The sequence below is a fragment of the Endozoicomonas sp. 8E genome (assembly GCF_032883915.1).
Lineage (GTDB): Bacteria > Pseudomonadota > Gammaproteobacteria > Pseudomonadales > Endozoicomonadaceae > Endozoicomonas_A.
This window is the reverse complement of sequence record NZ_CP120717.1, coordinates 2,999,319-3,025,852: the sequence shown is the minus strand read 5'-3', so window position 1 is coordinate 3,025,852 and position 26,534 is coordinate 2,999,319. Positions and strand designations below refer to the sequence as shown.

At 49.4% G+C, this 26,534-nt stretch carries 28 protein-coding genes and 2 tRNA genes; 5 read left to right on the top strand and 25 right to left on the bottom strand.

What is annotated here, in order from left to right:
• Positions 1–156 precede the first annotated feature (156 nt).
• From P6910_RS09530 to P6910_RS09465, 14 genes are all read right to left on the bottom strand, one after another.
• Positions 157–525: a 3TM-type holin gene (locus P6910_RS09530; RefSeq protein ID WP_317146033.1), complete on the bottom strand. Its 369-nt coding sequence runs from the start codon at positions 523–525 to the stop codon at positions 157–159.
• The gene (locus tag P6910_RS09525; protein WP_317146032.1) at positions 522–965 is read right to left on the bottom strand and encodes an N-acetylmuramoyl-L-alanine amidase; all 444 of its coding nucleotides are present in this window, start codon (positions 963–965) and stop codon (positions 522–524) included. The genes P6910_RS09530 and P6910_RS09525 overlap by 4 nt, the downstream gene beginning before the upstream one ends.
• Positions 966–981: 16 nt before the next feature.
• Positions 982–1,257 carry a flagellin gene (locus tag P6910_RS09520; protein ID WP_257276409.1) on the bottom strand — a complete coding sequence of 92 codons (276 nt, stop codon included), beginning with the start codon at positions 1,255–1,257 and terminating at the stop codon, positions 982–984.
• Entirely contained in the window at positions 1,223–2,500 is a 1,278-nt protein-coding gene (locus P6910_RS09515) for a site-specific DNA-methyltransferase (RefSeq protein ID WP_317146031.1), read from the bottom strand. The genes P6910_RS09520 and P6910_RS09515 overlap by 35 nt, the downstream gene beginning before the upstream one ends.
• A 200-nt stretch (positions 2,501–2,700) precedes the next feature.
• Positions 2,701–3,087, bottom strand: a complete 387-nt coding sequence (locus P6910_RS09510) for a DUF6362 family protein (RefSeq protein ID WP_317146030.1) — start codon at positions 3,085–3,087, stop codon at positions 2,701–2,703.
• 300 nt (positions 3,088–3,387) lie between these two features.
• Positions 3,388–5,508 (bottom strand): AAA family ATPase, encoded by a 2,121-nt coding sequence (locus P6910_RS09505; RefSeq protein ID WP_317146029.1) that lies wholly within the window; start codon positions 5,506–5,508, stop codon positions 3,388–3,390.
• Positions 5,505–6,410, bottom strand: coding sequence for a hypothetical protein (locus P6910_RS09500; protein WP_317146028.1), 906 nt, complete (start codon positions 6,408–6,410; stop codon positions 5,505–5,507). The genes P6910_RS09505 and P6910_RS09500 overlap by 4 nt, the downstream gene beginning before the upstream one ends.
• 2 nt (positions 6,411–6,412) lie before the next feature.
• On the bottom strand, positions 6,413–7,168 hold the full coding sequence (locus P6910_RS09495; RefSeq protein ID WP_317146027.1) for a Bro-N domain-containing protein: 756 nt from the start codon (positions 7,166–7,168) through the stop codon (positions 6,413–6,415).
• A 58-nt stretch (positions 7,169–7,226) separates the two neighbouring features.
• Positions 7,227–7,829, bottom strand: a complete 603-nt coding sequence (locus P6910_RS09490) for a hypothetical protein (protein WP_317146026.1) — start codon at positions 7,827–7,829, stop codon at positions 7,227–7,229.
• Between the two features lie 2 nt (positions 7,830–7,831).
• Complete coding sequence (locus P6910_RS09485; RefSeq protein ID WP_317146025.1) at positions 7,832–8,680, bottom strand: ATP-binding protein; 849 nt, start codon at positions 8,678–8,680, stop codon at positions 7,832–7,834.
• On the bottom strand, positions 8,677–9,153 hold the full coding sequence (locus P6910_RS09480; protein ID WP_317146024.1) for a hypothetical protein: 477 nt from the start codon (positions 9,151–9,153) through the stop codon (positions 8,677–8,679). Before P6910_RS09480 ends, P6910_RS09485 begins: the two co-directional genes overlap by 4 nt.
• Positions 9,150–9,362: a DNA-binding protein gene (locus P6910_RS09475; RefSeq protein ID WP_317146023.1), complete on the bottom strand. Its 213-nt coding sequence runs from the start codon at positions 9,360–9,362 to the stop codon at positions 9,150–9,152. The genes P6910_RS09480 and P6910_RS09475 overlap by 4 nt, the downstream gene beginning before the upstream one ends.
• Before the next feature lie 193 nt (positions 9,363–9,555).
• Positions 9,556–10,518: a hypothetical protein gene (locus P6910_RS09470; RefSeq protein ID WP_317146022.1), complete on the bottom strand. Its 963-nt coding sequence runs from the start codon at positions 10,516–10,518 to the stop codon at positions 9,556–9,558.
• On the bottom strand, positions 10,503–11,672 hold the full coding sequence (locus P6910_RS09465) for a hypothetical protein (protein WP_317146021.1): 1,170 nt from the start codon (positions 11,670–11,672) through the stop codon (positions 10,503–10,505). Before P6910_RS09465 ends, P6910_RS09470 begins: the two co-directional genes overlap by 16 nt.
• Positions 11,673–12,060: 388 nt before the next feature.
• Here P6910_RS09465 and P6910_RS09460 point away from each other — a divergent pair, with 388 nt between their 5' ends.
• Genes P6910_RS09460 through P6910_RS09450 form a run of 3 tightly spaced genes read left to right on the top strand, consistent with a single transcriptional unit; the run spans position 12,061 to position 14,274 of the window.
• The gene (locus P6910_RS09460) at positions 12,061–12,507 is read left to right on the top strand and encodes a DUF2924 domain-containing protein (protein ID WP_317146020.1); all 447 of its coding nucleotides are present in this window, start codon (positions 12,061–12,063) and stop codon (positions 12,505–12,507) included.
• Positions 12,494–13,828 carry a recombinase family protein gene (locus P6910_RS09455; RefSeq protein ID WP_317146019.1) on the top strand — a complete coding sequence of 445 codons (1,335 nt, stop codon included), beginning with the start codon at positions 12,494–12,496 and terminating at the stop codon, positions 13,826–13,828. Before P6910_RS09460 ends, P6910_RS09455 begins: the two co-directional genes overlap by 14 nt.
• The gene (locus P6910_RS09450; protein WP_317146018.1) at positions 13,828–14,274 is read left to right on the top strand and encodes a hypothetical protein; all 447 of its coding nucleotides are present in this window, start codon (positions 13,828–13,830) and stop codon (positions 14,272–14,274) included. Before P6910_RS09455 ends, P6910_RS09450 begins: the two co-directional genes overlap by 1 nt.
• A 556-nt stretch (positions 14,275–14,830) precedes the next feature.
• On the opposite strand, the gene P6910_RS09445 is transcribed toward P6910_RS09450, so the two are convergent.
• The 11 genes from P6910_RS09445 to gspE all read right to left on the bottom strand — a co-directional run bounded on the left by P6910_RS09445 (position 14,831) and on the right by gspE (position 23,316).
• Positions 14,831–14,907: transfer RNA gene (locus tag P6910_RS09445), tRNA-Asp, on the bottom strand.
• Positions 14,908–14,970: 63 nt separating this feature from the next.
• Positions 14,971–15,046 (bottom strand) — tRNA-Val (locus P6910_RS09440).
• A gap of 285 nt (positions 15,047–15,331) precedes the next feature.
• On the bottom strand, positions 15,332–15,841 hold the full coding sequence (gene gspM, locus P6910_RS09435; protein ID WP_317146017.1) for a type II secretion system protein GspM: 510 nt from the start codon (positions 15,839–15,841) through the stop codon (positions 15,332–15,334).
• A 5-nt stretch (positions 15,842–15,846) separates the two neighbouring features.
• A complete protein-coding gene (gene gspL, locus P6910_RS09430; protein ID WP_317146016.1) occupies positions 15,847–17,259 on the bottom strand; it encodes a type II secretion system protein GspL in 1,413 nt (470 codons plus the stop codon).
• Between the two features lie 9 nt (positions 17,260–17,268).
• The gene (gene gspK, locus P6910_RS09425) at positions 17,269–18,246 is read right to left on the bottom strand and encodes a type II secretion system minor pseudopilin GspK (RefSeq protein ID WP_317146015.1); all 978 of its coding nucleotides are present in this window, start codon (positions 18,244–18,246) and stop codon (positions 17,269–17,271) included.
• Positions 18,243–19,010, bottom strand: a complete 768-nt coding sequence (gspJ, locus tag P6910_RS09420) for a type II secretion system minor pseudopilin GspJ (RefSeq protein WP_317146014.1) — start codon at positions 19,008–19,010, stop codon at positions 18,243–18,245. The genes gspK and gspJ overlap by 4 nt, the downstream gene beginning before the upstream one ends.
• Positions 19,007–19,402, bottom strand: a complete 396-nt coding sequence (gspI, locus tag P6910_RS09415; protein WP_317146013.1) for a type II secretion system minor pseudopilin GspI — start codon at positions 19,400–19,402, stop codon at positions 19,007–19,009. Before gspI ends, gspJ begins: the two co-directional genes overlap by 4 nt.
• Positions 19,383–19,916, bottom strand: a complete 534-nt coding sequence (locus P6910_RS09410) for a prepilin-type N-terminal cleavage/methylation domain-containing protein (RefSeq protein ID WP_317146012.1) — start codon at positions 19,914–19,916, stop codon at positions 19,383–19,385. The genes gspI and P6910_RS09410 overlap by 20 nt, the downstream gene beginning before the upstream one ends.
• Positions 19,917–19,963: 47 nt before the next feature.
• Positions 19,964–20,398, bottom strand: a complete 435-nt coding sequence (gene gspG / locus P6910_RS09405; protein WP_317146529.1) for a type II secretion system major pseudopilin GspG — start codon at positions 20,396–20,398, stop codon at positions 19,964–19,966.
• A 147-nt stretch (positions 20,399–20,545) separates the two neighbouring features.
• A complete protein-coding gene (gspF, locus tag P6910_RS09400; protein ID WP_317146011.1) occupies positions 20,546–21,766 on the bottom strand; it encodes a type II secretion system inner membrane protein GspF in 1,221 nt (406 codons plus the stop codon).
• A gap of 29 nt (positions 21,767–21,795) precedes the next feature.
• Positions 21,796–23,316: a type II secretion system ATPase GspE gene (gspE, locus tag P6910_RS09395; protein WP_317146010.1), complete on the bottom strand. Its 1,521-nt coding sequence runs from the start codon at positions 23,314–23,316 to the stop codon at positions 21,796–21,798.
• A gap of 364 nt (positions 23,317–23,680) precedes the next feature.
• Between gspE and P6910_RS09390 the strand changes: the two genes are divergently transcribed.
• Positions 23,681–24,328, top strand: coding sequence for a type II secretion system protein N (locus P6910_RS09390; protein WP_317146009.1), 648 nt, complete (start codon positions 23,681–23,683; stop codon positions 24,326–24,328).
• Between the two features lie 34 nt (positions 24,329–24,362).
• Positions 24,363–26,483, top strand: coding sequence for a type II secretion system secretin GspD (gspD, locus tag P6910_RS09385; protein ID WP_317146008.1), 2,121 nt, complete (start codon positions 24,363–24,365; stop codon positions 26,481–26,483).
• The last annotated feature ends 51 nt before the right edge of the window (positions 26,484–26,534 follow it).

Genomic DNA, 26,534 nt, shown 5'->3' with positions numbered 1-26,534 from the left:
CGCTAGCGCTATTCCGCGCTGATGCATACCCGCACTAGAAGACGCCTCCCAGGGACCCCGGAACAGCCGTCAAAAGACGCTTATCAAGCGTTCTCTTCGATCCCGAGAAGCTCCCTGCATTTAAAAAGAAACGCTCAGATCGACTTAAATTAAGTCTCAGCCTTTCCATGTTCTTGTCACCTTCTCCAGCCCACGGCTGGCAATGTATCCGCCAATGCCCAGCTGGATAATACTGAACAGTTTCAGTTCCACTGCCTCAGTTAGGTTCGGTGCTGACCAACCCATCCATCGACACACGACCAGTGCCGTAAAGACCAGCATCACCATGGGTCGCCAGTTTCTTTGCAGCCAGCTTTCACCCTGGGCTTCGGCTTTAACAACGCCAGCCTTTTGCTCCAGTTCGTTCAGCTCACCGTTGAGCAGCATCTTGCTCAGTTCCGCTCTGGCTTCCCTGGCTTTGTTCGCATCAGGAAAAAGCTTGTCGATGACCTTCCCGATCACCGGGATGGCAGCCACCAGACTCACCGTTTGCCTCCCAGCAGTCCTTCCTGTCTGAGCCACTGGTGCACATCAAAGTTGGGACAGGTCTTCACCTTACTGAAGTGATGATGACCATGCACGACAGCGTTTGGATAAATAGCTTGATGGCCAGCCACCAGAAGCTTCAGCATTCGTTTCTGATCCGGAGTGAAGTTATCTTCTGGCTCGTTGTGCTCATTCAGGCCACCTACCAAACAGATGCCCACACTTTCATGGTTGTGGTATTTGACATGAGCACCCCAGTCTTCAGTAGGGCGACCTTGCTTTACTGAACCGTCCCGCTCAATCACCCAATGGTAACCAATATCCAGAAAGGCCCGTTCCATGGTGTGCCAGCGTTTGATGTCGTCAAAGGTAACGTGCTGATTGGCTCGGGTGTCCGAGCAATGAACGACGATGTAATTGGTTTCCTTACGCTTGCCCATCACTCATCCCCTGAGTTTATGTTTTAAGAAAGTAGGCCAACAGGCCAATAGCAGCCGTCAGCACGATCCAACCGAAGCGTTCGATATAGCCCAACATCACACCCCGGCGACTGGCCTGGAACTCCAGCTTCCGGATGCGTTTCTCCTGTTCATCCAGGCGTTCATCCTGACGGGTAAGGTTGTTGGTCTGGTGAGTGATTCGTTCCTCGATCATGGACAAACGGGAAACGGCATCGCTCAGTTTGTCGAGCTTGGAATCAATCTGATCCAGTCGCCTTGAAAGTTCTTCCATGTCTTTCTTCTCTGGTTTGTTCAAAGGTCAGATGATTGGATTCAAGATAGGCTTCCTTGCCTGTGTACTCCTCCCATCGGCGCACAATGACATCAACGTATTTGGGGTCCAGTTCGGTAAGCCGGGCACTGCGGTGTGACTTTTCGCAGGCAATCAGTGTGGAGCCGGAACCGCCAAACAGATCCAGCACGATATCGTGGGTCTTGGAAGAGTTGCGAACAGCACGCTCTACCAGCTCCACGGGTTTCATGGTGGGATGCAGGTCGTTTCTGGCAGGCTTGCTGAAGAACCAGACATCACCCTGATCTCTGGCTCCACACCAGAAATGTTCGTTGCCTTCCTTCCAGCCGTAGAGGATTGGCTCATACTGTCGCTGATAATCGGAGCGCCCCAGGGTGAAGGTGTTCTTGGCCCAGATGATAAACGTGGACCACTTGCCACCGGCTTCCCGAAAAGCTTTCTGGAGCGTATCCAGTTCAGACGACGACATGCAGATATAAATAGCCCCCTTGCAGACTCCGAGCAGGTTGGTCATGGCGGCCAGTAGGAAAGCGTGGAACTCAGAGCCGAGATTATCGTTTTTGATCCGGCGATCTTTTTTGGCTTGGGTGTTTTTCTCAGGGTTAGCGTAGTCAACGTTGTAAGGTGGATCGGTGAACACCATATCCGCCAGCTGGCCTGCCATCAGGGTTTCCACATCGGCCTGTTCGGTAGCACTGCCGCACAGCACCCGATGGCTTCCCAAAATCCAGACATCACCCAGCTGGCTGACGGGATGCTCTTCCGGTTCAGGAATTTCATCATCATCGGTCTGCCCTTCTGGTTCGTCCACCAGCAACAGACCTTCCAACTCCTCATCGGAAAAGCCCATCAGGTCCAGGTCAAAATCCAGGGCATCCAGCTCTGCCAGTTCCTGTTTGAGCAGTGCTTCATCCCATCCCGAGTTGGCCGTGATCTGGTTGTCGGCAATGATCAGCGCCCGGCGCTGAGTCTCACTCAAGTGCCCCAACACAATCACCGGCACAGTTTCCATGCCCAACTGCTTCGCCGCCATCAGACGACCATGACCGGCTACGATGACATCGTCACTGCCCACCAGCACCGGATTGACAAACCCGAACTCCTCGATGGACCGGGCAATCTGGTCCACCTGCTCATCGGAGTGAGTACGAGCGTTGTTGGCATAGGGCACCAGGGTGGCGACGGGACGATGCTCTATGGCTTCGACAAGGATTCTGGACATGGTTCTTCCGTGAACGTGATGAAATTCAGGCAACAAAAAACCCCGGACCGTGAGTGGTGCGGGGCTTGGGTGTACTTTGCTTCGAGCTTAGCGATAACTATGCGCCAAAAACGGGAATTTGTCCCACTTTGATTTTTACCGAAAAACCAACATAACCCTATATCACCTGACCTCCACAAGTAACACATGAAAATCTGTGATTACCCGTCAACGATTAACGACAAAGTCACCTGCAACAGTGCTCGATGCCAGTAGCGATAGACCGTTGTTCGAGGCTTACCTGCTGCACCTGCGATTTCTCGCCAGGACATTCCCGATGCCCGCATCCACACCAGTTCCCGCTCATCCTCACTGAGCCAACGCAACCAGCGCATGCACTCGACCATCCGATCCACAGCATTCGCTGAAACGGGTGGTGCTTTTGCCTTGACGCCCTCCAAACGGTAGACCTCCCACCGGTTGGGATTAAATTCTGGCCAGTATGCGGAATACCCCAACTGCAGTCCGGACGGCACTCGTCGTGATATTACCCAGGCTTCACGGTATCGCTTTGCCAGCTGCTCCACCGTGTGAGTTTTATTTTTCATTCTCGCCTCCATTGCGAAAGGGGTCCGGGTATCGGATGGGGCCGACCTCAAGGAGGCCCATCCGAATACCCCTTTAGGGGTAATTTTTCTGGAATCTGGAAACTGAATTTTTCCCATTAAAAATCAACAAGTTGCAAGACCATGGAGTCAGTTTCCAGATCACTTAAGAACCGAAACTACATTCCTGTTGCAATTGATTGATTTACCGATGGTTTATCGTTTCCAGTCAGTTTCTGAAAGCTTCTGAAAACTGAAGAAACTGGAAACCAGCTGGAAACATTACCGCCGAAAACTGCTCATTTAACGTACAAAATCCTGGTCGTGATAAACCCATACTTCCGGGTTTTCGACGGGTAATACGGCTCCGGTTTTAGAGCACTTGAAGTGGGTGGGCGAGACATTGCATAGCCCTTTACCATCCATCCCATAACTCATATCTTCAACGCAGAGATAGCCCCATTTACTGCGCCTGGCTGAGGGCAGGTTGTACTCCTGATGGTTACGAAAGAACTTGATATAGCCTTTGGTCGCCAGCACATGAATCCGTTCGTAGATAGTTGCCTTGGCCCCCAATCCTCGCTGATTTTCAAATCGCTCAGAGAACTGGTTCGCCGTATAAACATTGCCCTGTAAAGCCTCGTCATGAAGGATCTGGACTATCACTTCCCGCTTACGAATCCGTTCTGCGTCGTGTTTCTTGCCCATTTCTTCACCGGCAATTCTCACCCCATTGGCAGGCGCTTCACACCACTGACCATTACGCTTGATGATCCGTTTGGAATCCGGTGATGAGCCGTTCCTGAGTTCGTAATACAGCATCCGTTCCGGCTCCATCTCTTCAGGTTTGAACAGCAACATGCCGGAGGTGTAATAACCACGCAGACTACCTGCTCCGGATAACGCCTGGAACGGATCTTCCTCCAGCTGCTTCTTGGACATCTTTCGTGTGTGATGAACCAGGATCAGGCCCGCTTCCGGACTCACCATATCTCGCAGTTGCTCAACCCGTTGTTGCAGGAAGTACATCATGGCGTTATTGTCGTTTTCACTGCTGGCTTCAGGACCGGAGTCAAAGACATTACGAATGGGATCGATAACAATGACATCCGGAGCATCGCTGAAGGCATTACGGATGGATCGGGCTGCCAGCCTGAGTCCCTGCTCATTCAGCACCATTTTCATTCGAGCAGTCATCATCAGATTTTCCCGCAGCTGCGTGATCTGATAATCCTTCAATGGCAGCTGCTGCACCCGCTCCTTCAGGTAGTGGTATTGCACTTCCGCTTGCAGATAAAAAATCTTCAACGGGCGACTGGGCCGCATATCCAGAAAGGGCAGACCGGCTGCCATATGGGCCAGCAGGTTCAACAGAAAATCACTCTTACCCACCTTGGGTGCGCCGCCGATGACCAGCATCCCGCCCGGTGTTAATACTCTTGGCGAAAGCAAATCAGCAGGCGTGGGTGAGTTATCGTCCCAGAGATCACCAAAGCTGTAGACCGGTACTGAGTCCTTCACAGTCTTACGCTCTACGGTAACCAACCAGTGACGCACATCGGTCTGCTCAGCCACGGCATCGGCAGCGTCCCACTTTTCCGGCTTACCTTCCGGTGGTTTGAGAATAAATACGGAGGTAGCTCCGGCATCGGCGATGGTCTGGGCAGCATTTCTTGCATAGAGGATTCCCGCTTCATCATTGTCAGGCCAGATCAGCACCTTCTTGTTTTGCAATGGTGACCAGTCCGTTTTCTCCACCGGAGCATTGGCTCCATTCATCGCGGTAGTAGCACAGATATTTTGATCAATCAGAGCTTGTGCCGCTTTCTCACCTTCCACCAACACCACTTCTTCTGCAGTTTTTATTCGGGGCTGGTTGTATAATGGTCGTGGGTTCGGAGCCTGATGCTTACGGGCCTTAACATCCCAGGGACGAAACTGCTTACCTTCCGGCGTGTCGTAGCGGTAGACGCAGGCCATCAGATTGCCGTTGCCGTCGTGATAATCCCATTTGCCCGTATGCGCACCAAGCTCATCGACAGCAGGTTGGGCATTGGCAGACCCAACCGATATTGAAGGCAGCCCGAGCCATTCAGCCATAAACCGGACAATGGTCTGGTAGTCCCGCTTGTCATCCAGTTGTTGTGAGCGGGCAACCAAAGTGACCAGATCACCACCTTCACCACTTTCAAAATCGTGCCAGAGACCAGCCCGTTCTCCTGTCAGCTCAACCTCCAGACTTTTCCCTTTGTCTCCGGCCACATTGCCCAGAACAAACTTCTTCCCTTTTACCTTCCCATTGGGATACAGGTATCCAAAGAAGTCAGTCAGTCGATCCAATATACGTCTTTTGACGTCTTCGGCAGCCAGCTCATCAAGAATGGTCGGCTCCTGCGCATCATTAAAATCCATCCAGTTATTCATGTTCTTGCCTCCCAGCATTGCTGTTTCCAAGGGCACATCTTGCAGTGGTAGTGACCGGCATCGGTGCTGATCCTCGGTAAGAGCTCACCGCTTTCACAGGCCTGCAGAATGGCCACCGCCTTATCACTGCATTGCTGCGCCAGTCCGGCATCAAAGGGCAGCCATTCAAAATAGAGTTCACAAGTATCCTTATTCACTGCTGTAAACAGGGCTGGATTCTGAGAAATACCGGGAACGATTGGCTCCATATAGGCTTGGTACAAGACGACCTGTGCTGCATAGATAGGTTTGGCCAGCACCACACCCCGCTTGGCCGTGTCCTTCCAGGACTTGTTATTCATGGACTTGCACTCCCACAGGGCTGGACAGTCCATCTCAATACCGGCCGGAGCACCGTTGAAGATCCCGTCAACATGGCCCTTCAGTTTTCCGTCCGCTGCGGAGAAGCCAAACTGCCCTCCTTCCCGGGTTTCGGTGTAGAGCTCAAACCCTGCCGCTCTCAGCCAGTTAATCGCCAACGCTTCAAACTGATGACCAAACTGGAATATTCTCAGTAACTGACCTCTGAAGTGCTGACCCTGATCTACAGGCTGATGCCAGAACTCAAACTGCAGACGTCGCTGACACTCTTCTCCAAGCCGTGAAGCCCCGAGATAACTGCGTGGTGTCTTCTGCTGCTCTACCTTTTCCAGAGTCTGGTCGATTTTCTCGGTGATCTGCTCACTGATCGAGCGCTTTTGGTTGTAATCCAACATAACGTCTTCCGTGATGTGTTCGGTATGCAGTGACAGGCAATCCAGACTGCAAAACTGTCGCAGGGTGCCTGCCGTAAAGCGTCGCTGTTGAGTGGGAGCCCACCTGAATCCACGGGCAGGCTGACCGCATTGATAACAGGCAGTCATGATCAGTCCGCTGTATCATCCAGATCACAATCGAGCAACCGTGCCAGGGTAGATCGCCCCTTGCTGTTGTAGAAAAACTGCTCTACCTGCTTGTCACTGTGGCGAGACTTGCTGATACGGAACTCTCCGTACTCATCACACTTGATTCCGTTGTGGTTTGCGGTCTTGCCAAGCCGCTGGGGAGAAATATAAAACTCTGCAGCCAGTTCCGATGCGGTCCAGAATCGCTCTTCAACTCTTGGCAGAGGCAAGCAGCGGATACCCACAACTTCCTGTGTAAGCATGGCCATCAATGCCTGTTTGGAAGATTCACTGAGGTTGGGCAGATTCTGGGTAGCCAGCTGAAAGTAGTCAGTCACCACCTCCAGTGCTTTAGCCGGATGAATAACTGGCTCCGCAGGGCTACCCGTAGTTAGGGTACCCCCTTTCATCACGTACTGGCCTTGCTTGCGGATGCTCGGCAATACCTCTCTGGTGACCCAGCGCTTAAACTTCTTCACGGCTGCCTTGCGGGATTTCAGGATGCAAGAGTACAAACCGGATTCATTAATCGTACTGACCTGCTGAACCCCACCACGGGTACTCACTGTAGTTGTTCCCCGCTCATCCTCATCAAGACCTCGTATTCCTTTTTCGGCATCTCGAAAACCCAGGGCATCCGTAACATCCTTCGCCACAAACCAGGTCTCCCCCTGTTTATCGGTCAGTGTACGGATATTGCCAAACTGCTCGTGATTGAAAATGGTCATCGCTTTCATAACTCATGTCCTTATAGGTTTTGAATGCCCGGTCATATACCGGGCGCTGTGTTAAGGGTTAAGCCCAGCTGGGAGGCTCACTCGGGAATGGCGGCTGTTCACCTTGCGGTTGCGCTGCTGCCCGGGGTTGTGACGGAGCTTGCTGAGTGTGAGGAGCAATCCCCATCAGTCGGGCATAATCCTTATGCTCCGGAGTCACTGCCTGCTTGATGACGTTTTTCTCATCACCGAACTGATCGCGCTCAATAGCAATCCGCGCCACAAACTCAATCCCATCCAGTTCACTGAATGACTGAATCTGTCGGGCCTGCTGAGCTCGGGGAGAACGGTCATCGGTGCGAATGCCCCGGGCAGACTGCAAAATGCCCCGCACCATCGAACGTCCCATTCCAGCCCAGGCAGGCCCCTTCGGACTGTGCAGTCCAATAAGGGTCCACAACTTGCGTCGTGCAAACGGCCCCTCCAGTCCCACAAACTCGGCATTGAGATAAACAGCACCGGTATCGGCATTCTGGGTGGCATAGCCATCGTTCCAGCCCATGGCCGGTTCGTTGTGGCCGCCGGGTTTCAGGGTCATGCGGACCTTGAGCAGGGTGCCAGCGGGAATGATCTCGAACTGGTTCTGATCTTCCGCGTCGTTAAAATCGTTCCATGAAGTCATGATCAGGCTTCCTCAGGGTTGTTGGCTTGAGAGGTTACAGGGCTATTCCGGATCCGGTGAAACAGCTGGCCGAGGTGAGCCGGTTCAATCATGTCCAGACGACCACTTCTGTCTTTGGCGGGATAGCCGTAGGGGTTGAGGGTCTGGCAGACAAAGGCCCTCTGCGGATTACCCTCCGCATCCGGCAGGCTGGCCATGGTGATCACCTGATCCACTATGCCGGGCAGTTCCAAACCGGTTTTGCTGCCCTCGATCTGCAACTGGTAATGCTGCCGGTTGAAATCATCCGTGCGTTCCTCCAGGATGGCGACAAACACCACATTTTTACCTCTGGCATGCTGCAAATGGGTCAACGTGGCGATCATCTCCTGACCATGCAAACCATAGGCTCCACGAATGTCCGGCTTGCCGGTCTTCTCCGAGAACGCCTGTGGTTGCCCTTTTGCCCATTGCAGACAGAGCCGGGCCAGTGCCGTGATGGAGTCCACGAAAAATGTGTCGTATTTCTCAAGTAGCGTCGGGTCACCGTACTTCTGACAAGCCGCATCAAAGTGCGCCTTTGAAAAGGGCTGATCATCCCGCAGGGCTGGATTAGCTCCGGCAATAAACGCGACAAGGTCACGAAACTCCTGCCATTTGCGAGGCCGAAGGGTGTCCCCGGTAAAGCTGGCCACTGACAGATCACCCGACTCAACATCAATGAAACAGGTTTTGGACGGCTCCAATGTTAATAGCTGGCTGGTCTTGCCAATACCGGACGCTCCAGCCAGTACGGCTTTGATCCCCTGTCGCAATTTCATGCGCTCATCGGCACTGATGATGGGGAATCCACCGGAAGGTGCTCGGGTCATGATGCATCCTCCTCAACAGACGACAGTTTGTAGACAGGCTTGCCGGTCTTCAGGGTTCGGGCAGACTCAAACGCCTTGCGGATCGTATCTGGCCAAGCGCTGTATTTTCGCTCGGCAACCTTGTAGGACACCTCCAGGTACTCAGCCGGATCCTCACCTTGGGCTGCGATCTTGTCAGCAATGGTCTTCAATTGCTTCTGATCCCAAGTCACTCGCTTGGGCAGATCAGCAGATACCTTTATGCCTTCGTCCAGGAGATGAACGACGCCGCACTCTTTCCCTTGCTCAGTGCGCATCCGGGTCACCTGGCTGACGTACTTATGGCCGATGGCTCCATCAATAAAATCCTTCAGTGACTTGATCTGCTCCAGTTCCAGGCGGGCTGCTTCCGCCAACTGCAGTAACTCAGTAGAGGATTTGGAAGCCAGCTCAAGCAATGGCATGCCGAGGAGGTTTTGCAGGGAAGTATTCATATGTCACCTCCCAGCTCGGCCTTTTCACCAATGCTTCGATAGGTTCGACTTCGCTCGAAGGCTTCAACATCCGCAATGCGGTAGAGAATTCTGCCGTTCAGCTTCAGGTACAAAGGCCCACAGCCTTTTCTGCGCCAGCTCTCCAGCGTGGCTAGCTTGGTAGCCCAGCGTTCTGCCAGCTCAGCCTGACTCAAGTGTTTTATTTCCATTTCTGTCTCCTTCAGATAATGCCGTGTTGGCAGGAGATAGAATCACCGGAATAAAAAGAGCGTTTCAGGGTAGAAATAGGAGCGTTTTGGGAGCGTTTTAAAAAAAGTGAACTTTCATCCAAAAAAAAGACCCCGGATGGGGCCTCATTTCATCATCATGATCATGTGACGGGTCAATTATTCGTTTCTCAGATCAATTTGGAACCTCACGCAAGGTCAGCACATCACCTTCATTAGAAACAATTTCCCGAAGTCGGTCTCCTTCCTTAAACAGACTTTTCACCGAACTGTATTCATCTTCGTAACCTGCAGTTTGCAGTGCTTTTCTGAAAGAGACCTGGTAACGCGCATCTCTACCCTCTTCGAAAATATAACGGAAAAACTTCTTGCGTTTGTCGCCTCTGAGTTTGTATTTCTCGCCAGTCCGATTGAGCAGGATATAAGCATCATTCGGGGGCATGAAAAACGGTGCTTCCACATCAGCAGTCTGGGCAAAGCCACATGAACTGATCAGCAACGACTTATTAATGCGTGTCGTTACGCTCCATGGATCCAGCAGGTCTCCAATTACCCTGACATCCAGGATAGCGGGCAAACGGGTATAGGCTTTATCAACGGGCTGCCCGATCAGGAGAACACCGGGCTTCTGAGTTTTATGTTGTTCCAGCAACTCGGAAACAAGCCCATGATGATTGGCCAGGGAACAGCAAAACCAGACCGGTAAAGCTTCCTGACCGGCTGAAATACGCCCTAACTCCCACATCACGCCTGGAATCCTTTCAACAGGAGCAAGCTTCTCTGGCAGTTCAAGCAGCTGATGAAGCAGGCTTATCAATTCCTGAAGATTTAATCGGTATCGAAGAGTATCTTTCCGCTGGACATAAACCAGGCTCCCTTCCTCGTAATAACATAATCTGCCATCTACCGGATGGGGTAAAAGACACGCGCCCTCAGGCTGTTCATCCGTCTGGATAACTTCGACCTCTTCATACTCCACCAGAACTCCGGAAGACACCAACCGGGCGATGTCATCCTTTGAAAAAAGCTGACTGAGCCAACGGTGAGTCATGATACAAGTCGATCCCGGTGTTTCTCGTGCATTGGATGCATACTGGAAAAGCGTTTTCACCGCCTGCCGACTCAGCCCAACATCCATGATGGCGTCTCCTCCTCCAGCCCCCAGAGTTTCAGGTAATGAGCTCTGATGAGTGTTTCCTCCGGGTGCTCCGCACCTACAGGCAGATCACAGTTTTTCATGGAAATTTTGAAGGTGAACTTTTTTCCTTTCGGATGGTGTCGGTTTGGCCTGAAACACACCCGGAGGTGAGCATGCTTGATTTCTGCCTGCTGTGCCAATGGGTTGTAATTCCCATATCGCCGATTAAGCTGCCGATACAGGTTACCCCATTTCTGGGCATCGGTATCCAGCCTGAAACTTTCCACGATTCCAAACGACGGTGATAGAATACCCAGCTCAATCACTTTGACATCCGTAATGTCATCACCGAGCTGGAAATTACGCTCTCCCATCAGGGACGAGAGGTTATATTCACATTGCGTAATGTCCTGAATGTTTTTTACATTCAACACATCCCTGGCAAAAATTTCAGCCAGTAAACGTCGTTCATCTGCTCTGCCTGCAGTGATCTCAAACTGACCTGTCTTGATATCGAATAAAATGATGAATTCAAAGACCGGCTTTCTCTGGGACATCACCAATTCACCTGAGTCAGAAAACGACTGCTCACTGATGGTCAGTTGTTCCCGGAGAATATTGAGCTGAATGCGCTCGGGATGCTGATGATGGCTGAAGACCTCCACACGGGTATGATCACCACCACGCAGTGAGCTCTGAACCGAGTCTCTGAATGTCTCCTTTCTTTTTTGAATTTGAGGTTCAGATGTTTTTGCCTCCGAGCCAAAACGGCTCCAGCGCCGACTTCGACCTCTGCACTCATGAAAACAAAGCAGACTTTCAGCATGGAGAAAAGTTTGCGGCTCATAATCAAAAAACCACTGACTTCTGTGAAACTGATCCTCAAGGCTGGAAAACTTACTCCAGTCCTTTACAACCGCTTCCAGAGCCTGTTGTCCATTGACTGAAGCCATACGATTGATGCGCTGACACTCCTCATTCAGCTCAACCCGCCTGGCCTCCGGTAATGTGGTCATCATCTTCTGCAAATGCAGATTAAGAACCAGGAAATCATCCCAGGGCGTATCAGTGGGATAGACGATCTTACGCTGATCAAAATACTCCTGAATTCCTTTTGATGGCGTTTGGTTTAGAAAGACTCGCAATGCTTCCATACATGCATCTCGCTACAAAGACCAAAACAAACATCTGTATTTTTATACAGCATATTCAAATGAACCCGATTCTTTGTCAATACGCCCGTTCTTTTTTGAGTTCCACTGAAAGCTCCTTAAAACGCCTGATAATCACCAATTGCCAGAATTTTCTGATTACCCAAAACTGATAAAAAACCATTGGAGACATCAGGCAAACGACCATGGACGAATCATTATCTCTCAAAGAATCGGATCTTAGCCCACGGGATGAAATTGCGACTCTTCTGGCCTCAGCAATCCTGCGCAAACAGCAAAGAACCCAAAATAAAGACCCTAACCAACTGGATAACTCCGCTACCTCGTGCATGACTGTAAACACTACTGAGAAACAGGACAGAGGTTGCTTATGAACGATAAAAGCATTGCTGCCAGAGTACTGGCATTGCAGAAAATGAATACTGACGAATTGAGGATGTTGTGGCGGGAGTTGAACAACAAGCCTCCTCCCCAACTGGATCTGCGTATTTTACGCCAACGGTTATCCATGCGAATTCAGGAGCTGGCTTTTGGAGGGTTGAGTGAGAAGAGTAAGGAGCGACTTAAGCAGGCCAGCAAGCATGGTGAACACAAACCCAAACCTAAAAACAGTCGTCTGGTCAGGCCACCCTTGGGAACAGTTATTACCAAAGAGTACAACGGTGAAGAGCACCGGGTCATTGTTACACCAGAAGGGTTTGAATATCGGGGCGAGATTTATAAAAGCCTGAGCAAAATTGCACAGACCATCACTGGATCAAGCTGGTCAGGCCCTTTGTTTTTTGGGTTGAAAGGAGGTCAGAATGCCAGCCAGTAAAAACGCGACTGTAAAAAAACGGTGTGCGATATACACCCGCAAGTCGTCCGAAGAGGGGCTGGAACAGGAGTTTAACTCGTTACATGCCCAAAGGGATGCCGCCGAAGCGTTCATTCACTCTCAGAAGCACGAAGGCTGGATATTGGTACCGGATGATTACGACGATGGAGGTTTTTCCGGAGGTAATGTTGAACGCCCCGCTTTGCAACGGCTGCTTCGGGATGTTCAGGCTGGGCTGGTCGATATTGTGGTGGTTTATAAGGTGGATCGACTCAGTCGCTCACTGGCTGATTTTGCCCAACTGGTGGAACTGTTCGATAAGCACGATGTGTCGTTTGTTTCGGTCACTCAGCAGTTTAATACCACTAACAGTATGGGAAGACTCACATTGAATATTCTGCTGTCGTTTTCCCAGTTTGAAAGGGAAGTCACCAGTGAGCGTATCCGGGATAAGTTTCTGCTCTCGAAAAAGAAAGGCATGTGGATGGGAGGTAATCCACCCCTGGGTTATGACGTCAATGAGCGCAAACTCATTATTAATCCGGAAGAAGCGGAAGTCGTTAAGCTTATTTTTAAAACTTTTGTCAAAACACGCTCTATCATCACCACCTGTGAAGTGGTCAACGCACAAGGTCATAAAACCAAGCTGATACCCTTACGCGACGGTGGCAGCCGGGGAGGTATCGACTTTGCCAAAAACACCATTCACCGAATTTTGAAGAACCGGATCTACATTGGTGAAATCGGTAATAAAGGTCAATGGTACCCTGGTGAACACAAACCGATTATTAGCGTGGACTTGTGGGCGAAGGCTCATGGCACTTTCGACGTGCATGCCAGCCTGCGCTCCAGGGAGTCACGTAACAGGAAAAATCCTTCATTCTTACGCGGGTTATTGTTTGGCCCTGACGGTCACGCTCTGACCACCAGCAGTACCCGCCGTAAAGGGCAACAGTTCCGTTATTACGTGAGTCACACCGCACAAGCCAAAGGCTATAAAAACGCGCCGCTGCCCCCGCTGTCGGCCACTGCCGTGGAAAACCTGATATTGGCAGAAACCCACAAACGACTGACCAGTCCAGAACTGCTGTTTAAAGTCTGGCAACAGGCCCACCAGGTGGACAACACCATCAGTGAAGAGGTTATTCGAACGGCGCTAAACGACCTCGCTTCCATTTGGGATGAACTGTTCGCAACGGAAAAGCGTCGTCTGGTTGAGTTGTTGATTAAGCGCATTGAGCTGGATCTGAACCAGGTGACCATTTACTACCAACCTGATGGCATCAACGCCGTCACCCAAGAACTGCAAGGAGCTGCATAATGGCAAGAATACGCAAGACTGCTGAAGAAACCGTTGAGTTTCTGGAAAAAGAGAATCTGATTAAAGTCACTGTACCCATCCGGATTTTTCACCGGGGTGGTAAAGCCACTATTGAAACGCCGGACGGTATGATTGGGCACGAGGATATGGTGTCCCTTCAGAGGGCTTTGATTCAGGGGCATCGGTGGATGAAGAAGCTGGAGTCTGGCCGGTTTAAAAATATGGAGGAATTGGCAAAGAAGGAGAAGACTGATAAAAGCCGCGTTGCCAAAATGACTCGCCTGACCTGCCTGGCACCCGATATTCAGGAGGCCATTCTCTGTAATACGGGAGAGTGGGTACTTTCTCTCAAGGACTGCGTGAAGCCATTCCCCATGCTCTGGAATGAACAACGGGAACACTTTATGAAAATTGCCGCTATTTCTCCCCGGTCACTGTCGAACTGATAGTGACCTTTCACTTGTCTCACAATAATCTGCGTCCTCAATAACTCACCAGGCAAATCGAGTTTACTCCACCACACCCCCTCACTAAAACATCATAAGCTGGGAATCAGTACGGAACCTGAACAAGATGAAAGATACCTTATTGTTGGTGCGTAATCCTGCTCAACAAGGCAAAGCACCAGACTAAGTCATGTACTGGCTTGACGATGTTCAGGAGTCTTTCAAGCAGGCAATGCAGGCCATTGAAGAAGGATGTGCAGAATAAATAGATTGGCTCAGCGTCCCGAGCCCCTACCGCCGGTTTGTCAACGAACAGAAATTTGAACCACAGCCAAAAATAGATCTAACGTACTGATTAAAAAAGGGAAATAGAGCTGTGGTTCGTCAACCGCTGTAGACCACAGTGTTTGAGAGAAGAGAGAAAAATACAGAAAAAACAGGCAAAAATTCGGTTAAACAACGAAGACTGAAAACTCCGGGAGGAGTGAAAAAGCCGTATTTTTTAAGGCTGAACAACAAAAAAACCTAGCGACAGAAATCGCTAGGTTTTCGAATATGGCGGACCGGACGGGACTCGAACCCGCGACCTCCGGCGTGACAGGCCGGCATTCTAACCAACTGAACTACCGGTCCGCTGAACTCTACACACACTGCTCAAAGTAGCTAGCATGCGGTCACGCAATCCCTTTCGAGAACTGGTGGGTGATGACGGGATCGAACCGCCGACCCTCTGCTTGTAAGGCAGATGCTCTCCCAGCTGAGCTAATCACCCAACTTCTGTGCGCGGTGCATTGCGCTGAAGTGGAGCGAATGTTATGCAGATCAGATGAAAGTGTCAAGAAAAAAAGCACGTAAAAAGAAGAACTTTTGTGTTCTAGCTACGAGTTTTTCTGTGTTTTCAATGTCAGCAAATATCATCAATGAGGTTACAAAAACATGAGTCTAATTTTGAAAACTCTCCTTTAACACCAAGAAGAAAGCACCAAAATTCAATTTTAAAGCTGTCGTTTATTTAGAGATACGAAAGCTTTTGATGGAGCCCTCGTATCTGGCAGGATCAATTTGCAAGGTGCATATAGACTTTCACTCGCCCCTCTTCTTTACCTCTATCGATTTTTATCTGCTGAATAGTCACTTCATAACGGGTATCCAATGCAACCATCCAGGCCAGCAGTTTCTGATAGGCCGCATCTTCTATCCAGACTCCCAAACCTTTACGATCAGGCTGAACACGACTTAATGTCAGTTCTGATTGTCTGGCACTGCCCGATACAATAGTAGAAAGGTCTTTTTTTGCACCCGCAGCCCTTTGTTTCCTTTGAGCTTGTTTTGCTTGATCAACATTATCTGCTATCCATTCGTAAATGGATTGTTGGTGAGTGAACTCTTCCTGCTGCTTTTCACTCCATTCGGTTATAGGCTCCCAAACGAATAGATAGACTGAAGCCAACAAAAGGAGTGCTGTCAGAAGATGCAATGCTCTTCGGTCTTTCTCCGGCATCAGCTCATACTTAGCCTGAAGCTGCAGCCAGAGTGGACTTCTCTCGAGTAGATGAGTCAGTTTCATCAGCTTCACCTGCCTATCGTCATGCGAGCATTGACGCCCGTTTTGTCCTGGTTGGCACTATCCAGGCGTGCGCTTAGCCCGGATGATTTTACTGCCGCCAACAGCTTATCAACCCCTTCAAGATTGTCTGCTTTCAACTCCAGCACCAGTGTTCCTGTCGCTTCATTGAAATCCATGCTGACCGGCTTCAGCTTAAAATCTGACAAAGAGGATGACACTGCAGAAACCTGTTGCAGCAAGGGTAAAAAGGCTTCCCCAGTGTTACTTTGACCAGTATTTTTCAATCGACTTTCCATACGCCCCTTCAGGTTAATACTTCCAACTGAGTGTGTCTGGGCCTCAAGCACCTGCTGATCCTGTGGAAAGACTTCCAAATAGAGCTCTGCGCTATCCTGCCAGTACTCTTGGGCTTTCTGTTGATACAGCAACCCTTCCCCGACTTTTAAACCCAGCTCAAGCAGTAACCAGATGGAAGCTACCAGGGCCAGAGGCTTCCAGCGACGCATCCTGTGGGTGGCTCTTTTGGGGCATTGATAAGGGCCATGACGCAGGTCAACTAATTCGGCAGATCTTTTGGATGAAAAATACAACGCTGCCAGATATTCAAAAACAGTTCCGGTCAATGGCTCTTCTTCCACCAGCCAGCCCTTTTCGTCCAGCCATTGTTTCACCTGATCTCTCTTCTCAGTAGCCAATGACACCAGACCATCAGCAAATCTTATTCTGGCACTAACAAGAGCCTCAGCATCTTCAACTATCAGCTCCTCATCCGTCTGAAGAATGTCTTCACTGATCTTTTCCCCCCAATGACCCAAAACAAACTTGAGCGCTTCGTAGTCGAGACAAACACTGGCTTGGCCGGGTGCAGAAAGAATAGAGGAATCATTTTCAAGAAGGAGGTTTAATTCTCGCGGAACGCCCTGCAAAAACTGTAGCTCAGCCATAACTTGCTGGGCGGAAATCCCCTGTTCATCAAGACAGGCTAATAGGGATTGCATCTGCTCATGAGGAACAGCCGATAAGAAAACTTGTTCACTTTTCCTGTGTAGATAACTGGCCAGGTGCATGGACTCAATGTCATCGGCTAGTTCTTCTTCAATCATAAAGGGCAGCGCGGTTGAAAGATGCTTTCGCTGACCACTGTTAATAGGCAGCTGTTTGTGCATAACCAGAGTCCCTGGCAAAAGCACCACCACCTGATCAGGCATTTCATCTTCCAGAGTGGTCTCGTCCAGTTCCTTGTTATCAGGCTTAGGGATAACAAACTGGACCCAGTCATTTTTGACTTGACCCAGCTCCGAGATATGGATATCTCCCAAGAGCTGTCCGTCACTGGCAAAAGCCCCCCACTGGACTCGAGTGTTCGTCTCAATCCGGGAAACCGGCGGTGGTATCCGAATCAACAGGATGTTTTTCATTATTAGACCTCAGGATTCCTTCTTGGCAATTACCCAGTAGTCGTTGGGTCCAATCTCACGACCGGCGATTTGAACCTGTCCCTCTGTATTACGATACATAAGGGTTTTTAAATAGAATGACGTATCTCGATACGTTGCCTTGATGTAAGCCGTGAAATATTGGCTGGCAACATCCAGAGGCACTTCTTTAAGAGCGGCCGTTTTATCTTTCAGGGCCGGCAGCCTGGCCAGATCTTCCAGTCTGACGAACCCTTCTGCACTCCGAGCATCAATAATAGTCGCTACATCACTGTCTGTGAGTTTATCTGACAGCGAACGCATTACTTCAGGCAGCACTGTGTTGACGTTGATCCTGGTAGTGTCTGGCAAAGCGGTTACCAGGGGGGCTAACAACTCAAACTCATCAATACCAACGCCCTGAATCAGTCTTAACTCGGATAATGAAACAAACGGAGCATCAGAAGTTCTTCTCGGCGGATCCATGGACAGATAATTATTGTCTTCTCCACCGTCTTCTGAGGGTTCCTGATCATGATCAATCCAGTCCTTGATGGCTGAGGCAATCTGTACATTCAGACCCAGGTTTTTCAGTATGTTCTCGAACATTCCACGAAACTTTTGTCCGTCCAGTGCATCTGCGGCGAGCCAGTTCAGGTTGAACCGACTGGTTTCGTCAACAATGACCAGCTCGATATCCCCCTGATCAACGGCGTAGCCCACTTCCTGTATATTCCAGCGTTCACTTTCGTGATCCATGATTTTTTTCTTTTTCTTGTCTTCTTCCGCATCCTGCTCTAGCAATAAAGCAACATAGTGTTCAGCCCCCAAAGCCAGATGTCTGGCCTGGATACGCTCCAGATAATGGGTGTTTTTTTCAGTATGGAGCCAGAGACTGGTCGTCATCTGGGAAGCCATCAAGGTAATCATGGCGAAGATCAGGAGCACATAGATCAGGGCAATGCCACGCTGCCGGTTAACTGGCCTCATCGTTCATCCTCTTTCTCATCACCTTCTTCATCGTCACTCTCATACAGCTCTGGCATGAAAGACATTCGCCCTGCTTTCTTCTGATCTTTACCCTGTTCCTGATCGGGTTTTGTATGAGCATTCGAGGACTTGTAATCCAGAGCTGGCAAAATCGTTACCAGTTTTCCAAAATTTCCATGCTGCATCGTCAGCTCTATTGCGTGAGGCATCAGCAGATCTTCTGTTTTCTTTGCTCCAATTGCTGGTTTGGGTCTCCGGGATTTTTTCTCCGGTGGCCAGCTGTTGTTCCAGCGCTTCTTTTCGTCCATAAAACGGACTTTCAATCCGTGCACATTGTCGAGAATAACCTGCCTAATCAGAACCGGATCAGGAGCCCTGTCCAACATTAGCCAGTAGTAACGTACCAGCTCATCGTCTTCCAGGTTATAAGCAACTCGTTGCAGGTTGCTCCTCAGCTCCATCAGCGGGTTACGCCAGCCAGCACGGGTAAATTCCAGAACAAAGCCATCAAGACTGGGAGACTTGACGGCTGGTAGAGTCTCACCGAATTCATCCCGTACCGGTCTTGCCGCCAACTGGAACAGATCTTTCTCCAGAATCAGCTTCGCCCGCTGAATTTCATCCAAACTGTCCAGAATGCCTTCGGTCACCTGCTGAGCCCGACTCACTGAATCGAACAACTTGTAGGCCGCCGTACTGATCATGGCAAAGAGCATTATGGCTATCATCAGCTCAAGCAGTGTAAACCCTTTGCTTCCGTTCATTTTCTGGGCTTCCTCAGATAGGACTCCAGAGAGAAGATCGGAATATCGTCACCATCAGGCTTCTGAACACCCACAAAGACATCCACAACGATCTTTCTGAAGTCTCTCTTAGTGGTATCCCTGACGGTTTGACGAACGTACCAGTCATACCCAACATAGTTTTCAACCTTTCCCCTGACCCCTTTATCAGGCCAGTTTTTTTCTGCCTGGATACGGCTCAGAGACTGATCGGCCAGCTGTGCAGCCAAAACCTTTTCCTGCATATAGCGGGTTTGGCGGATACTGTTACCGTCTGCCAGCATCAACATGGAAGCGGCTAAAGCAAAAATAACCACAGCCACCATCACCTCAATAAGGGTGAAACCAAAAACACTAGCGGACGACTTCGACATCGGACAAGCCATCGGTTATCAACACCACCCTTTGCTTTTTGTTTTCACTGGGGATCACGAATAGAGAAAAAGGGGTCACCTGATAGTCTGAATAAAACACAACATCAGGGCCGGCATCTGTGGGTTCGAGAAAGGGCAAATCGTCCTCATCTGTATACAGATAAACATCCAGACTTTCCGGCATCCTATAAGGCTGAAAAGGTGTCTCTGTAATCACAATCCATTCATTACTTTCCAGCGGCAATACCCACCAGTAGTAACGCCCATTCTCATCAATGGAAAAACCGTATTCGGCATTATCCAGGAGCGCTTTGTCCCTGACCTGAGAGAACAAAATCTGCAATCTTGCTGCCTGCTCCTGAACTGTTTTTTGTACATTGCCGGTCATTGGGCTCAATAGCGTAATACCCAGCAATATGCCTATGATCAGAATGACAACAAGCAATTCGACCAGAGTAAAACCCTGATTTTTGTTACTACCTGTTCTGCTTACTTCCGATACCATACTGTTCATTGAGCGCCTTTAACTTTGAAAGGTTTAATCCGATATCAGAACCGAGTTCAAGACTCTTCCCAGTTAGTAATATCTGCATTAAGACCTTCACCGCCCTCACGGCCATCAGCCCCCTGAGAATAGAGATCGTATTTTCCATGATTACCAGGCTGCAGATAAATGTAGGCATTCCCCCAAGGGTCAACCGGAGCTTTCTTCAAATAGCCTTCCGGATTCCAGTTTCTAGGCTCAGGAGCGATGGTAGGCTTCTTGATCAGGGCATCCAGACCCTGATCTGTTGAAGGATAAAAGCCATTGTCCAGTCTGAATAATTCAAGCGCCTGGGAGAGCGTTTCAATATCCGACCTGGCCACTGTAATCTTGGCCTGATCAGGACGGCTGAGAATTTTTGGCGCCACCATGGCAGCCAATATCCCCAAGATCACGACAACCACCATTATCTCTATGAGGGTAAATCCTCTTTGTACCTGTCTTGTCATCATTTTCACGACCTCATCAATGGATTCCGTACCGAGAAATGGGATCACTGCCTCCATTTCCAGAAATCTGTCAGTCAACCGGCAGATTCTGTCGTGTACGTCCTGTTTCGACCTTTACGAACATTGCTGTAAAAGCCATGCTCATCGCATTCAGTTTAAAAGCTGATTCATGTTAAGAATGGGCAACAGTATGGCTAACACAATCACCATGACTACACCGCCCATAACCACCAACATTAAGGGTTCAAAAAGCCCGAGCAGGAGGGATATTCTTCCATCCAGCTCCATCTGCTGATTCTGGGCGGTTCTGTCCAGCATTTCGTCCAGCTCACCTGTCGATTCACCACTGCCAATCATGTGAAGCATCAAAGGTGGGAAATAACCGGTTTCAGCCAAGGCTCGGTTCAGGCTGGAACCTTCACTGACCCTTCGGGCAACATCTTTAACCGCATCACAAATTGCACGGTTATCAATAACCTGTGACGCAATGATCAGGGCTTCCACCAGCGAAACACCGCTTCGGGTGAGTATGCTCAAAGTACTGGCAAACCTTGCAGCACTTAATGTTCTACTAAAGCGGCCAAGAATGGGTAAGCGTAAAAAGAAACGATCCCATGACATCCGGACAGCCGGCCTCTTCAGCGCCTGTCTGAAAGCGACAATCCCAAAGAAAATAATACCGAAAATGACAGGCCAGTAGGTCTGGAATCCTTCACTGGCGGCGATCAGCGCAACCGTAATGCCGGGCAAATCCTGACCCGTGTCGACGAAGACCTTTACGACATCCGGCACCACATAGCCCAGAAGGAAACTAACGATCCCCAGAGCCGCCATCAACAGTATGATGGGGTACAAAAGAGCCTGTTGAATTTTCTGGGTGGATTTCATTCTGGCTTCGGTGTAGTCCGCCAATCGATTCAGTACCTTATCCAAATACCCGGCATGTTCACCGGCTGCCACCGTGGCCCGGAACATCTGGGGGAAAATATGAGGAAAATCTTCAAGGCTCTGGGCCAATGTGAAACCTTCAAGCACTCTGGAACGAATCGCCAACAAAATATTTTTAAGCCTACGCTTTTCTTGCTGGGAAGCGACACCATAAAGCGCTTCCTCTACGGGCATGGCCGCCTGAATGAGAGTGGCTAACTGACGAGTCAGAGTCGCTAGCTCGACAGCAGAAACACCGCGTTGAAAGAACGTAGACAAACCACCGGAGGCATTCTGTTTCTGCTCTGAAACCTGATTGACCGATAGAGGTGTCAACTCTTTATCACGAAGCATCTGCCGGACATGCCGGTTACTGTCGGCTTCCAGTGTTCCCTTATGCTGTTTGCCCTGCTGGTCGAGGGCGATGTATTCATATGCAGCCATGTCGTGCGGTGATCCGCCTCCGATACGGATTAATCTTTCTGGGTCACTCTGAGCACTTCTTCCAGTGTTGTCAGACCAGCCAATACTTTCTTGGCACCATCTTCCCTTATGCCAGGAGAGCTCTTTCTGACATAGTCAGTAATTACCTGCTCTCCCTCTCCTGCATGAATCATTCTTCTGACCTGCTCGTCGACCATGACCACTTCGTAGATGCCAGTCCGTCCACGGTATCCACTATGGTTGCAATCTTTACAGCCTTTTGCATGGTATAGTTCAGGCGCATTGACTACCTCTATCCCTAACTCCCTGCATTCAGCCTCATCAGGATGGTAGGGCTGTTTACATTGATTACAGAGAACTCTGACCAGACGCTGAGCTATCACACCCAGCAAGCTGGAAGAGAGGAGAAAAGGTTCAATTCCCATATCCTGCAAACGGGTCAATGCACCAATGGCAGTATTGGTATGAAGTGTCGATAACACGAGGTGACCGGTCAAACTGGCCTGTACGGCAATTTCAGCTGTCTCGGTATCGCGTATTTCCCCCACCATAACCACATCCGGGTCCTGACGTAGAATAGCTCTCAGCCCCCTTGCAAACGTCATATCAACCTTGGTATTCACCTGAGTCTGGCCAATACCCTCGAGGTTGTATTCGATGGGATCTTCTACGGTGAGAATATTTCGACATTTATCATTCAGTGAGGTCAAGCAACCATAGAGGGAGGTGGTTTTACCGGAACCGGTAGGCCCCGTGACCAGAATAATGCCATAAGGTTTGGCCAGCAGGCTGGATACGCATTGGAGATCCTGATTTTCCATACCCAGATGCTTCAGTTCAAGACGACCGGCTGCCTTATCAAGAAGACGCAGTACCACTCTCTCCCCATTACTGGACGGTAGTGTTGAAACCCTGACATCTACCTCTTTACCCGCAACTTTCAGAGAGATACGGCCATCCTGGGGAATGCGTTTTTCAGCAATATCCAGACGAGCCATAACCTTGATTCTCGAGACCAGGAGTGCAGCCAGAGTTCGTTGCAGACTGAGAATTTCTCTCAGAACACCATCCACCCGCAGCCTGACAACCAGATTACTTTCGAAGGTTTCGATATGGACATCCGATGCGCCTTCCTTGATCGCTTCCGTCAATAAAGCGTTGATCAGGCGAATCACAGGGGCATCATCACTCTGCTCAAGCAGGTCTTCTGTTACTGGCACTGCTTCAGCAAGGCTGCTCAGATCGAGATCATCACTAATACCGGCAGCATTCTGCAGAGCTTCGGAGCTGTCATTGTGATAACACTCGGACAAGACTTCAGAGAGTCTGTCCGCTCCCACTTTGCGATAAACAGGAGACTGGCAGGTTATTCGTGTGACCTCAGAGAAGATATCAGCTGAAGGTACCGAGCGAAAATAGAGCACCGGATGTTCCTGCTCCCAGACCAGCACCACCCCATGCCTTTTGGCAAAAGTAAATGGCAGACGATGCAAAACCTGTCCCTGATTTTGGGATGCCGGATCTTCTGGAAGGCTGGCTGTGTCAGTCAAGGCTAACTCCTTGGATAATTAATAATTCCAGAACTTCTATTAGGTTGATCGAGGACAACCAGAAACAATCCGATATTTTTTGCTCTGAACCCTGGAAATTGAATTATTCTTCAAGCACGTCACAGGAAGTGTGATCCATTATCCAAATTTTACAACTGAATTTTAAAAATGATTCAAGAACAAACCCAACTTTTTGATCCAAAAGATATTCCTGATCGAAAACGATTAATTGGAAACTGTTTTTGGTGAAAGCATCAGCTTTTAAAAATAGCACTCTTATGCTTTATTTAGTTTAAGAATAGCCCATGACCCATAACGCTTTCCTTAATCAAGTGCACATTAAATAGAGAAATTAGAGAACAGTATGAATTCAGAGGTCATGGCCACCTACTTAAAATGGGGCCATCGAAAAAATCGTATAGCACTGACCAGCCTTCTGGCGATCACCATGATTGTTTCATTAGGCGCTCAGTCATATATCATTTATGAATCACTGGCTAAAGAAGACGCTTTTGATGATTATGAACAAGTGTACCAAGATCAACCAAAAGAAAAAGTTCTTACTCCTAAAGACTTCGAATTACTCTTTGGTGCCAATCATCAGCCTGAAGTCGCTAAACAGTCCGCCGATATGCCTAAAACAAAGTTAAATCTGGTACTCAGAGGTACTCTTGGAGAACGTGACCAGAAGAATAAGTATTCAAGTGCTATTATCCAAGGCAATAATCAGGACAAGCTTTATGGCATCCAAGACACCCTGCCCGGTGGCGCCATACTCAGGGAAGTGCATTCAGATCATGTGGTTTTAAGTCGCAACGGCCAGCTTGAAATCCTTTATTTTCCGGATGCAGGTAAAGATGACAGGGCTTTGCAGGAATTCAAGAGCCCCACAGACACTATGGATAAGAACACAGAACGCCCCGGTTTCACTCAGGAGCCGGATGGAAAATCACTTGAACAGCGCATGCAGGAGTTGAGAGACAAACTTCAGCAGGCTAATCAAGGGATTTGATACAAGAATTAAAACTTTTTCATATGGTTAAGTGATGAAAACTAAAGACTGTCCATTTGTATGCATGGCCTTCAGACCTCTGTTTGCTGCATTGCTTGCCCTTAGCCTTCAGAGCAATGTATCAGCGGCCCCTTCTGCTGAAACCGCTGCAGTCAATCTGGCTGCGACCCCTCCCACAAAAGCCCTCAAGGCTGAAACGGTCAGGGACAAGAAGTGGACTCTGAATCATCAGAATGCTGACATTCGTGAATTTATTGGCCAAATCGCCAAAATCACTGGTGAGACCTTCGTCATAGACCCCAGAATCAAGGGGGGTAACACTGTAACGGTTATTTCTTCCAAACCGTTGAGCAGCGACGAAGTTTACGATGTTTTCCTCGAAGTACTGTCAGCTAATGGCTACGCCGTGATACCCAAGGGCAACATCATCAATATAGTGCCCAGTACTACAGCAAAAACCAGCTCTCCCAGTGGGAATCAGAAGCCACGTAATGCTGTCATGACCACACGAGTCCTGGAACTTCACAGTGTATCGGCTATTGAACTGATTCCCATTATTCGCCCTCTGATCGCCCAGTATGGGCACGCAGCCGCTTCCGCATCCAGTAACGCTGTCATAGTCAGTGACCTTGCAGACAACGTTGAGCGTATCACCAAGCTGGTGAGGGAGCTGGACAAGACAGGTAATAATGATTACGAAGTGCTTCAGTTGAAGCATGCCTGGGTGGGTGATGTTTCCAAAATCATTCAGGACACACTGATAGCTGCCAAGGGACAAATGCCAAGCGGACTGCAGGTCATTGCTGATGAGCGCAGCAACCGTCTGGTCATCAAAGGTAACTCCAGCAAGCGCCAGAGAGTCAGGAAACTGGTAGATACACTGGACAAGGAAGGCATTCGCAAGTCCACTACCAAGGTGATCTTCCTCAGCTACGGCGACGCCAAGAATATTTCAGAAATCCTTGCAGAAGCATCTACTACGATTCAGGAGAGTCAGGAAAAGAAATCCAATTCTTCTGCTTCATCACAACAGCCTGTTCCACAGCACCCCTCTGTTCCGAGGGTTCAGACCAAAGGTCAGCCTTCCGGAAAAAGCAAGGGTTCCGGTGCAGCACCGAACGTGTTCGTTAAAGCCGACGAATCTCAGAACGCCCTTATCATGATTGCTGACCCGGACACTCTTGCAGAGATGGAGCATATCGTTCGGCAGCTTGACGTCCCAAGATCCCAGGTACTTTTGGAAGCTGTCATCGTAGAAGTCTCTGGCGGTATAGATGATGCTCTGGGTGTCCAGTGGGGTATTGATGGTAAAGAGACCATTCGCGGCTCAACCGAGACCGACCCTTCTGGTAAATCAACCAAAACCGTTGTCGGCAACAAGAGCAGCATAACAGGACACATTCTCGATAACACGGCAATCACCCTGGGCTCCCTGGCTTTGAGAGCGGATAATTTTGGTGTACTGGTATCTGCATTGAGTTCAAGATCTAACAACGACATTCTCTCTACACCCAGTATGCTGACGCTGGACAATCAGGAAGCTGAATTCCTTGTAGGTCAGAATATTCCTATCAAGACAGGCTCTTATCAAACCTCAGCCGGTGGTGGCAGTAATAACCCGTTCACCACGACTGACCGGAAGGATGTCGGCATTAAGCTCAAGATCACCCCTCACCTCAGTGAAGGAAACGGCATCAGGCTAGAGCTGGAACAGGAAGTTTCTTCTCTGGACACTCGTACTTCAGAATCCCTTTTAAAGAATGATGACCTGATCTTCAATAACAGAACTCTGAAAACCACCGTTCTCGTAGATGATGGCCAGACGATAGTCATTGGTGGCCTGATTGAAAACGTCAAGAGTCAGACCAAGAAGAAAGTCCCGCTACTGGGTGATATCCCTATCATCGGAAGCCTGTTCCGCTTCGAGCAGGATAAGAACCAGAAGCGAAATCTCATGTTGTTTATCAGACCTACCATCATGAGAAACTCTGAAACACTGGCTAAAGCAACCAAAGACCGTTACACCAAATTGAAAGTGATTCAGCACAATAAAAAGGCACCTGACATGCTACCGGAAGAGCCATCTACCCTGTTCGAACCAGAAGCCTTTGATCTGCGTAAGAAAGATAAAAAAGCTTGGCAAAGTGGAGACTGATGCTGAATTCAAGTAATAAGAGCGAGTTAGAAAAAGCCAGATTATGAAATC

What these genes read in the sequence shown, in the direction of transcription:
- P6910_RS09525 (WP_317146032.1), bottom strand. Translation starts at nt 965, where the DNA reads ATGGGCAAGCGTAAGGAAACCAATTACATCGTCGTTCATTGCTCGGAC.
- P6910_RS09520 (WP_257276409.1), bottom strand. Translation starts at nt 1,257, where the DNA reads ATGGAAGAACTTTCAAGGCGACTGGATCAGATTGATTCCAAGCTCGAC.
- P6910_RS09515 (WP_317146031.1), bottom strand. Translation starts at nt 2,500, where the DNA reads ATGTCCAGAATCCTTGTCGAAGCCATAGAGCATCGTCCCGTCGCCACC.
- P6910_RS09510 (WP_317146030.1), bottom strand. Translation starts at nt 3,087, where the DNA reads ATGAAAAATAAAACTCACACGGTGGAGCAGCTGGCAAAGCGATACCGT.
- P6910_RS09505 (WP_317146029.1), bottom strand. Translation starts at nt 5,508, where the DNA reads ATGAATAACTGGATGGATTTTAATGATGCGCAGGAGCCGACCATTCTT.
- P6910_RS09500 (WP_317146028.1), bottom strand. Translation starts at nt 6,410, where the DNA reads ATGACTGCCTGTTATCAATGCGGTCAGCCTGCCCGTGGATTCAGGTGG.
- P6910_RS09495 (WP_317146027.1), bottom strand. Translation starts at nt 7,168, where the DNA reads ATGAAAGCGATGACCATTTTCAATCACGAGCAGTTTGGCAATATCCGT.
- P6910_RS09490 (WP_317146026.1), bottom strand. Translation starts at nt 7,829, where the DNA reads ATGACTTCATGGAACGATTTTAACGACGCGGAAGATCAGAACCAGTTC.
- P6910_RS09485 (WP_317146025.1), bottom strand. Translation starts at nt 8,680, where the DNA reads ATGACCCGAGCACCTTCCGGTGGATTCCCCATCATCAGTGCCGATGAG.
- P6910_RS09480 (WP_317146024.1), bottom strand. Translation starts at nt 9,153, where the DNA reads ATGAATACTTCCCTGCAAAACCTCCTCGGCATGCCATTGCTTGAGCTG.
- P6910_RS09475 (WP_317146023.1), bottom strand. Translation starts at nt 9,362, where the DNA reads ATGGAAATAAAACACTTGAGTCAGGCTGAGCTGGCAGAACGCTGGGCT.
- P6910_RS09470 (WP_317146022.1), bottom strand. Translation starts at nt 10,518, where the DNA reads ATGGATGTTGGGCTGAGTCGGCAGGCGGTGAAAACGCTTTTCCAGTAT.
- P6910_RS09465 (WP_317146021.1), bottom strand. Translation starts at nt 11,672, where the DNA reads ATGGAAGCATTGCGAGTCTTTCTAAACCAAACGCCATCAAAAGGAATT.
- P6910_RS09460 (WP_317146020.1), top strand. Translation starts at nt 12,061, where the DNA reads ATGAACGATAAAAGCATTGCTGCCAGAGTACTGGCATTGCAGAAAATG.
- P6910_RS09455 (WP_317146019.1), top strand. Translation starts at nt 12,494, where the DNA reads ATGCCAGCCAGTAAAAACGCGACTGTAAAAAAACGGTGTGCGATATAC.
- P6910_RS09450 (WP_317146018.1), top strand. Translation starts at nt 13,828, where the DNA reads ATGGCAAGAATACGCAAGACTGCTGAAGAAACCGTTGAGTTTCTGGAA.
- gspM (WP_317146017.1), bottom strand. Translation starts at nt 15,841, where the DNA reads ATGAAACTGACTCATCTACTCGAGAGAAGTCCACTCTGGCTGCAGCTT.
- gspL (WP_317146016.1), bottom strand. Translation starts at nt 17,259, where the DNA reads ATGAAAAACATCCTGTTGATTCGGATACCACCGCCGGTTTCCCGGATT.
- gspK (WP_317146015.1), bottom strand. Translation starts at nt 18,246, where the DNA reads ATGAGGCCAGTTAACCGGCAGCGTGGCATTGCCCTGATCTATGTGCTC.
- gspJ (WP_317146014.1), bottom strand. Translation starts at nt 19,010, where the DNA reads ATGAACGGAAGCAAAGGGTTTACACTGCTTGAGCTGATGATAGCCATA.
- gspI (WP_317146013.1), bottom strand. Translation starts at nt 19,402, where the DNA reads ATGTCGAAGTCGTCCGCTAGTGTTTTTGGTTTCACCCTTATTGAGGTG.
- P6910_RS09410 (WP_317146012.1), bottom strand. Translation starts at nt 19,916, where the DNA reads ATGAACAGTATGGTATCGGAAGTAAGCAGAACAGGTAGTAACAAAAAT.
- gspG (WP_317146529.1), bottom strand. Translation starts at nt 20,398, where the DNA reads ATGATGACAAGACAGGTACAAAGAGGATTTACCCTCATAGAGATAATG.
- gspF (WP_317146011.1), bottom strand. Translation starts at nt 21,766, where the DNA reads ATGGCTGCATATGAATACATCGCCCTCGACCAGCAGGGCAAACAGCAT.
- P6910_RS09390 (WP_317146009.1), top strand. Translation starts at nt 23,681, where the DNA reads ATGAATTCAGAGGTCATGGCCACCTACTTAAAATGGGGCCATCGAAAA.
- gspD (WP_317146008.1), top strand. Translation starts at nt 24,363, where the DNA reads ATGAAAACTAAAGACTGTCCATTTGTATGCATGGCCTTCAGACCTCTG.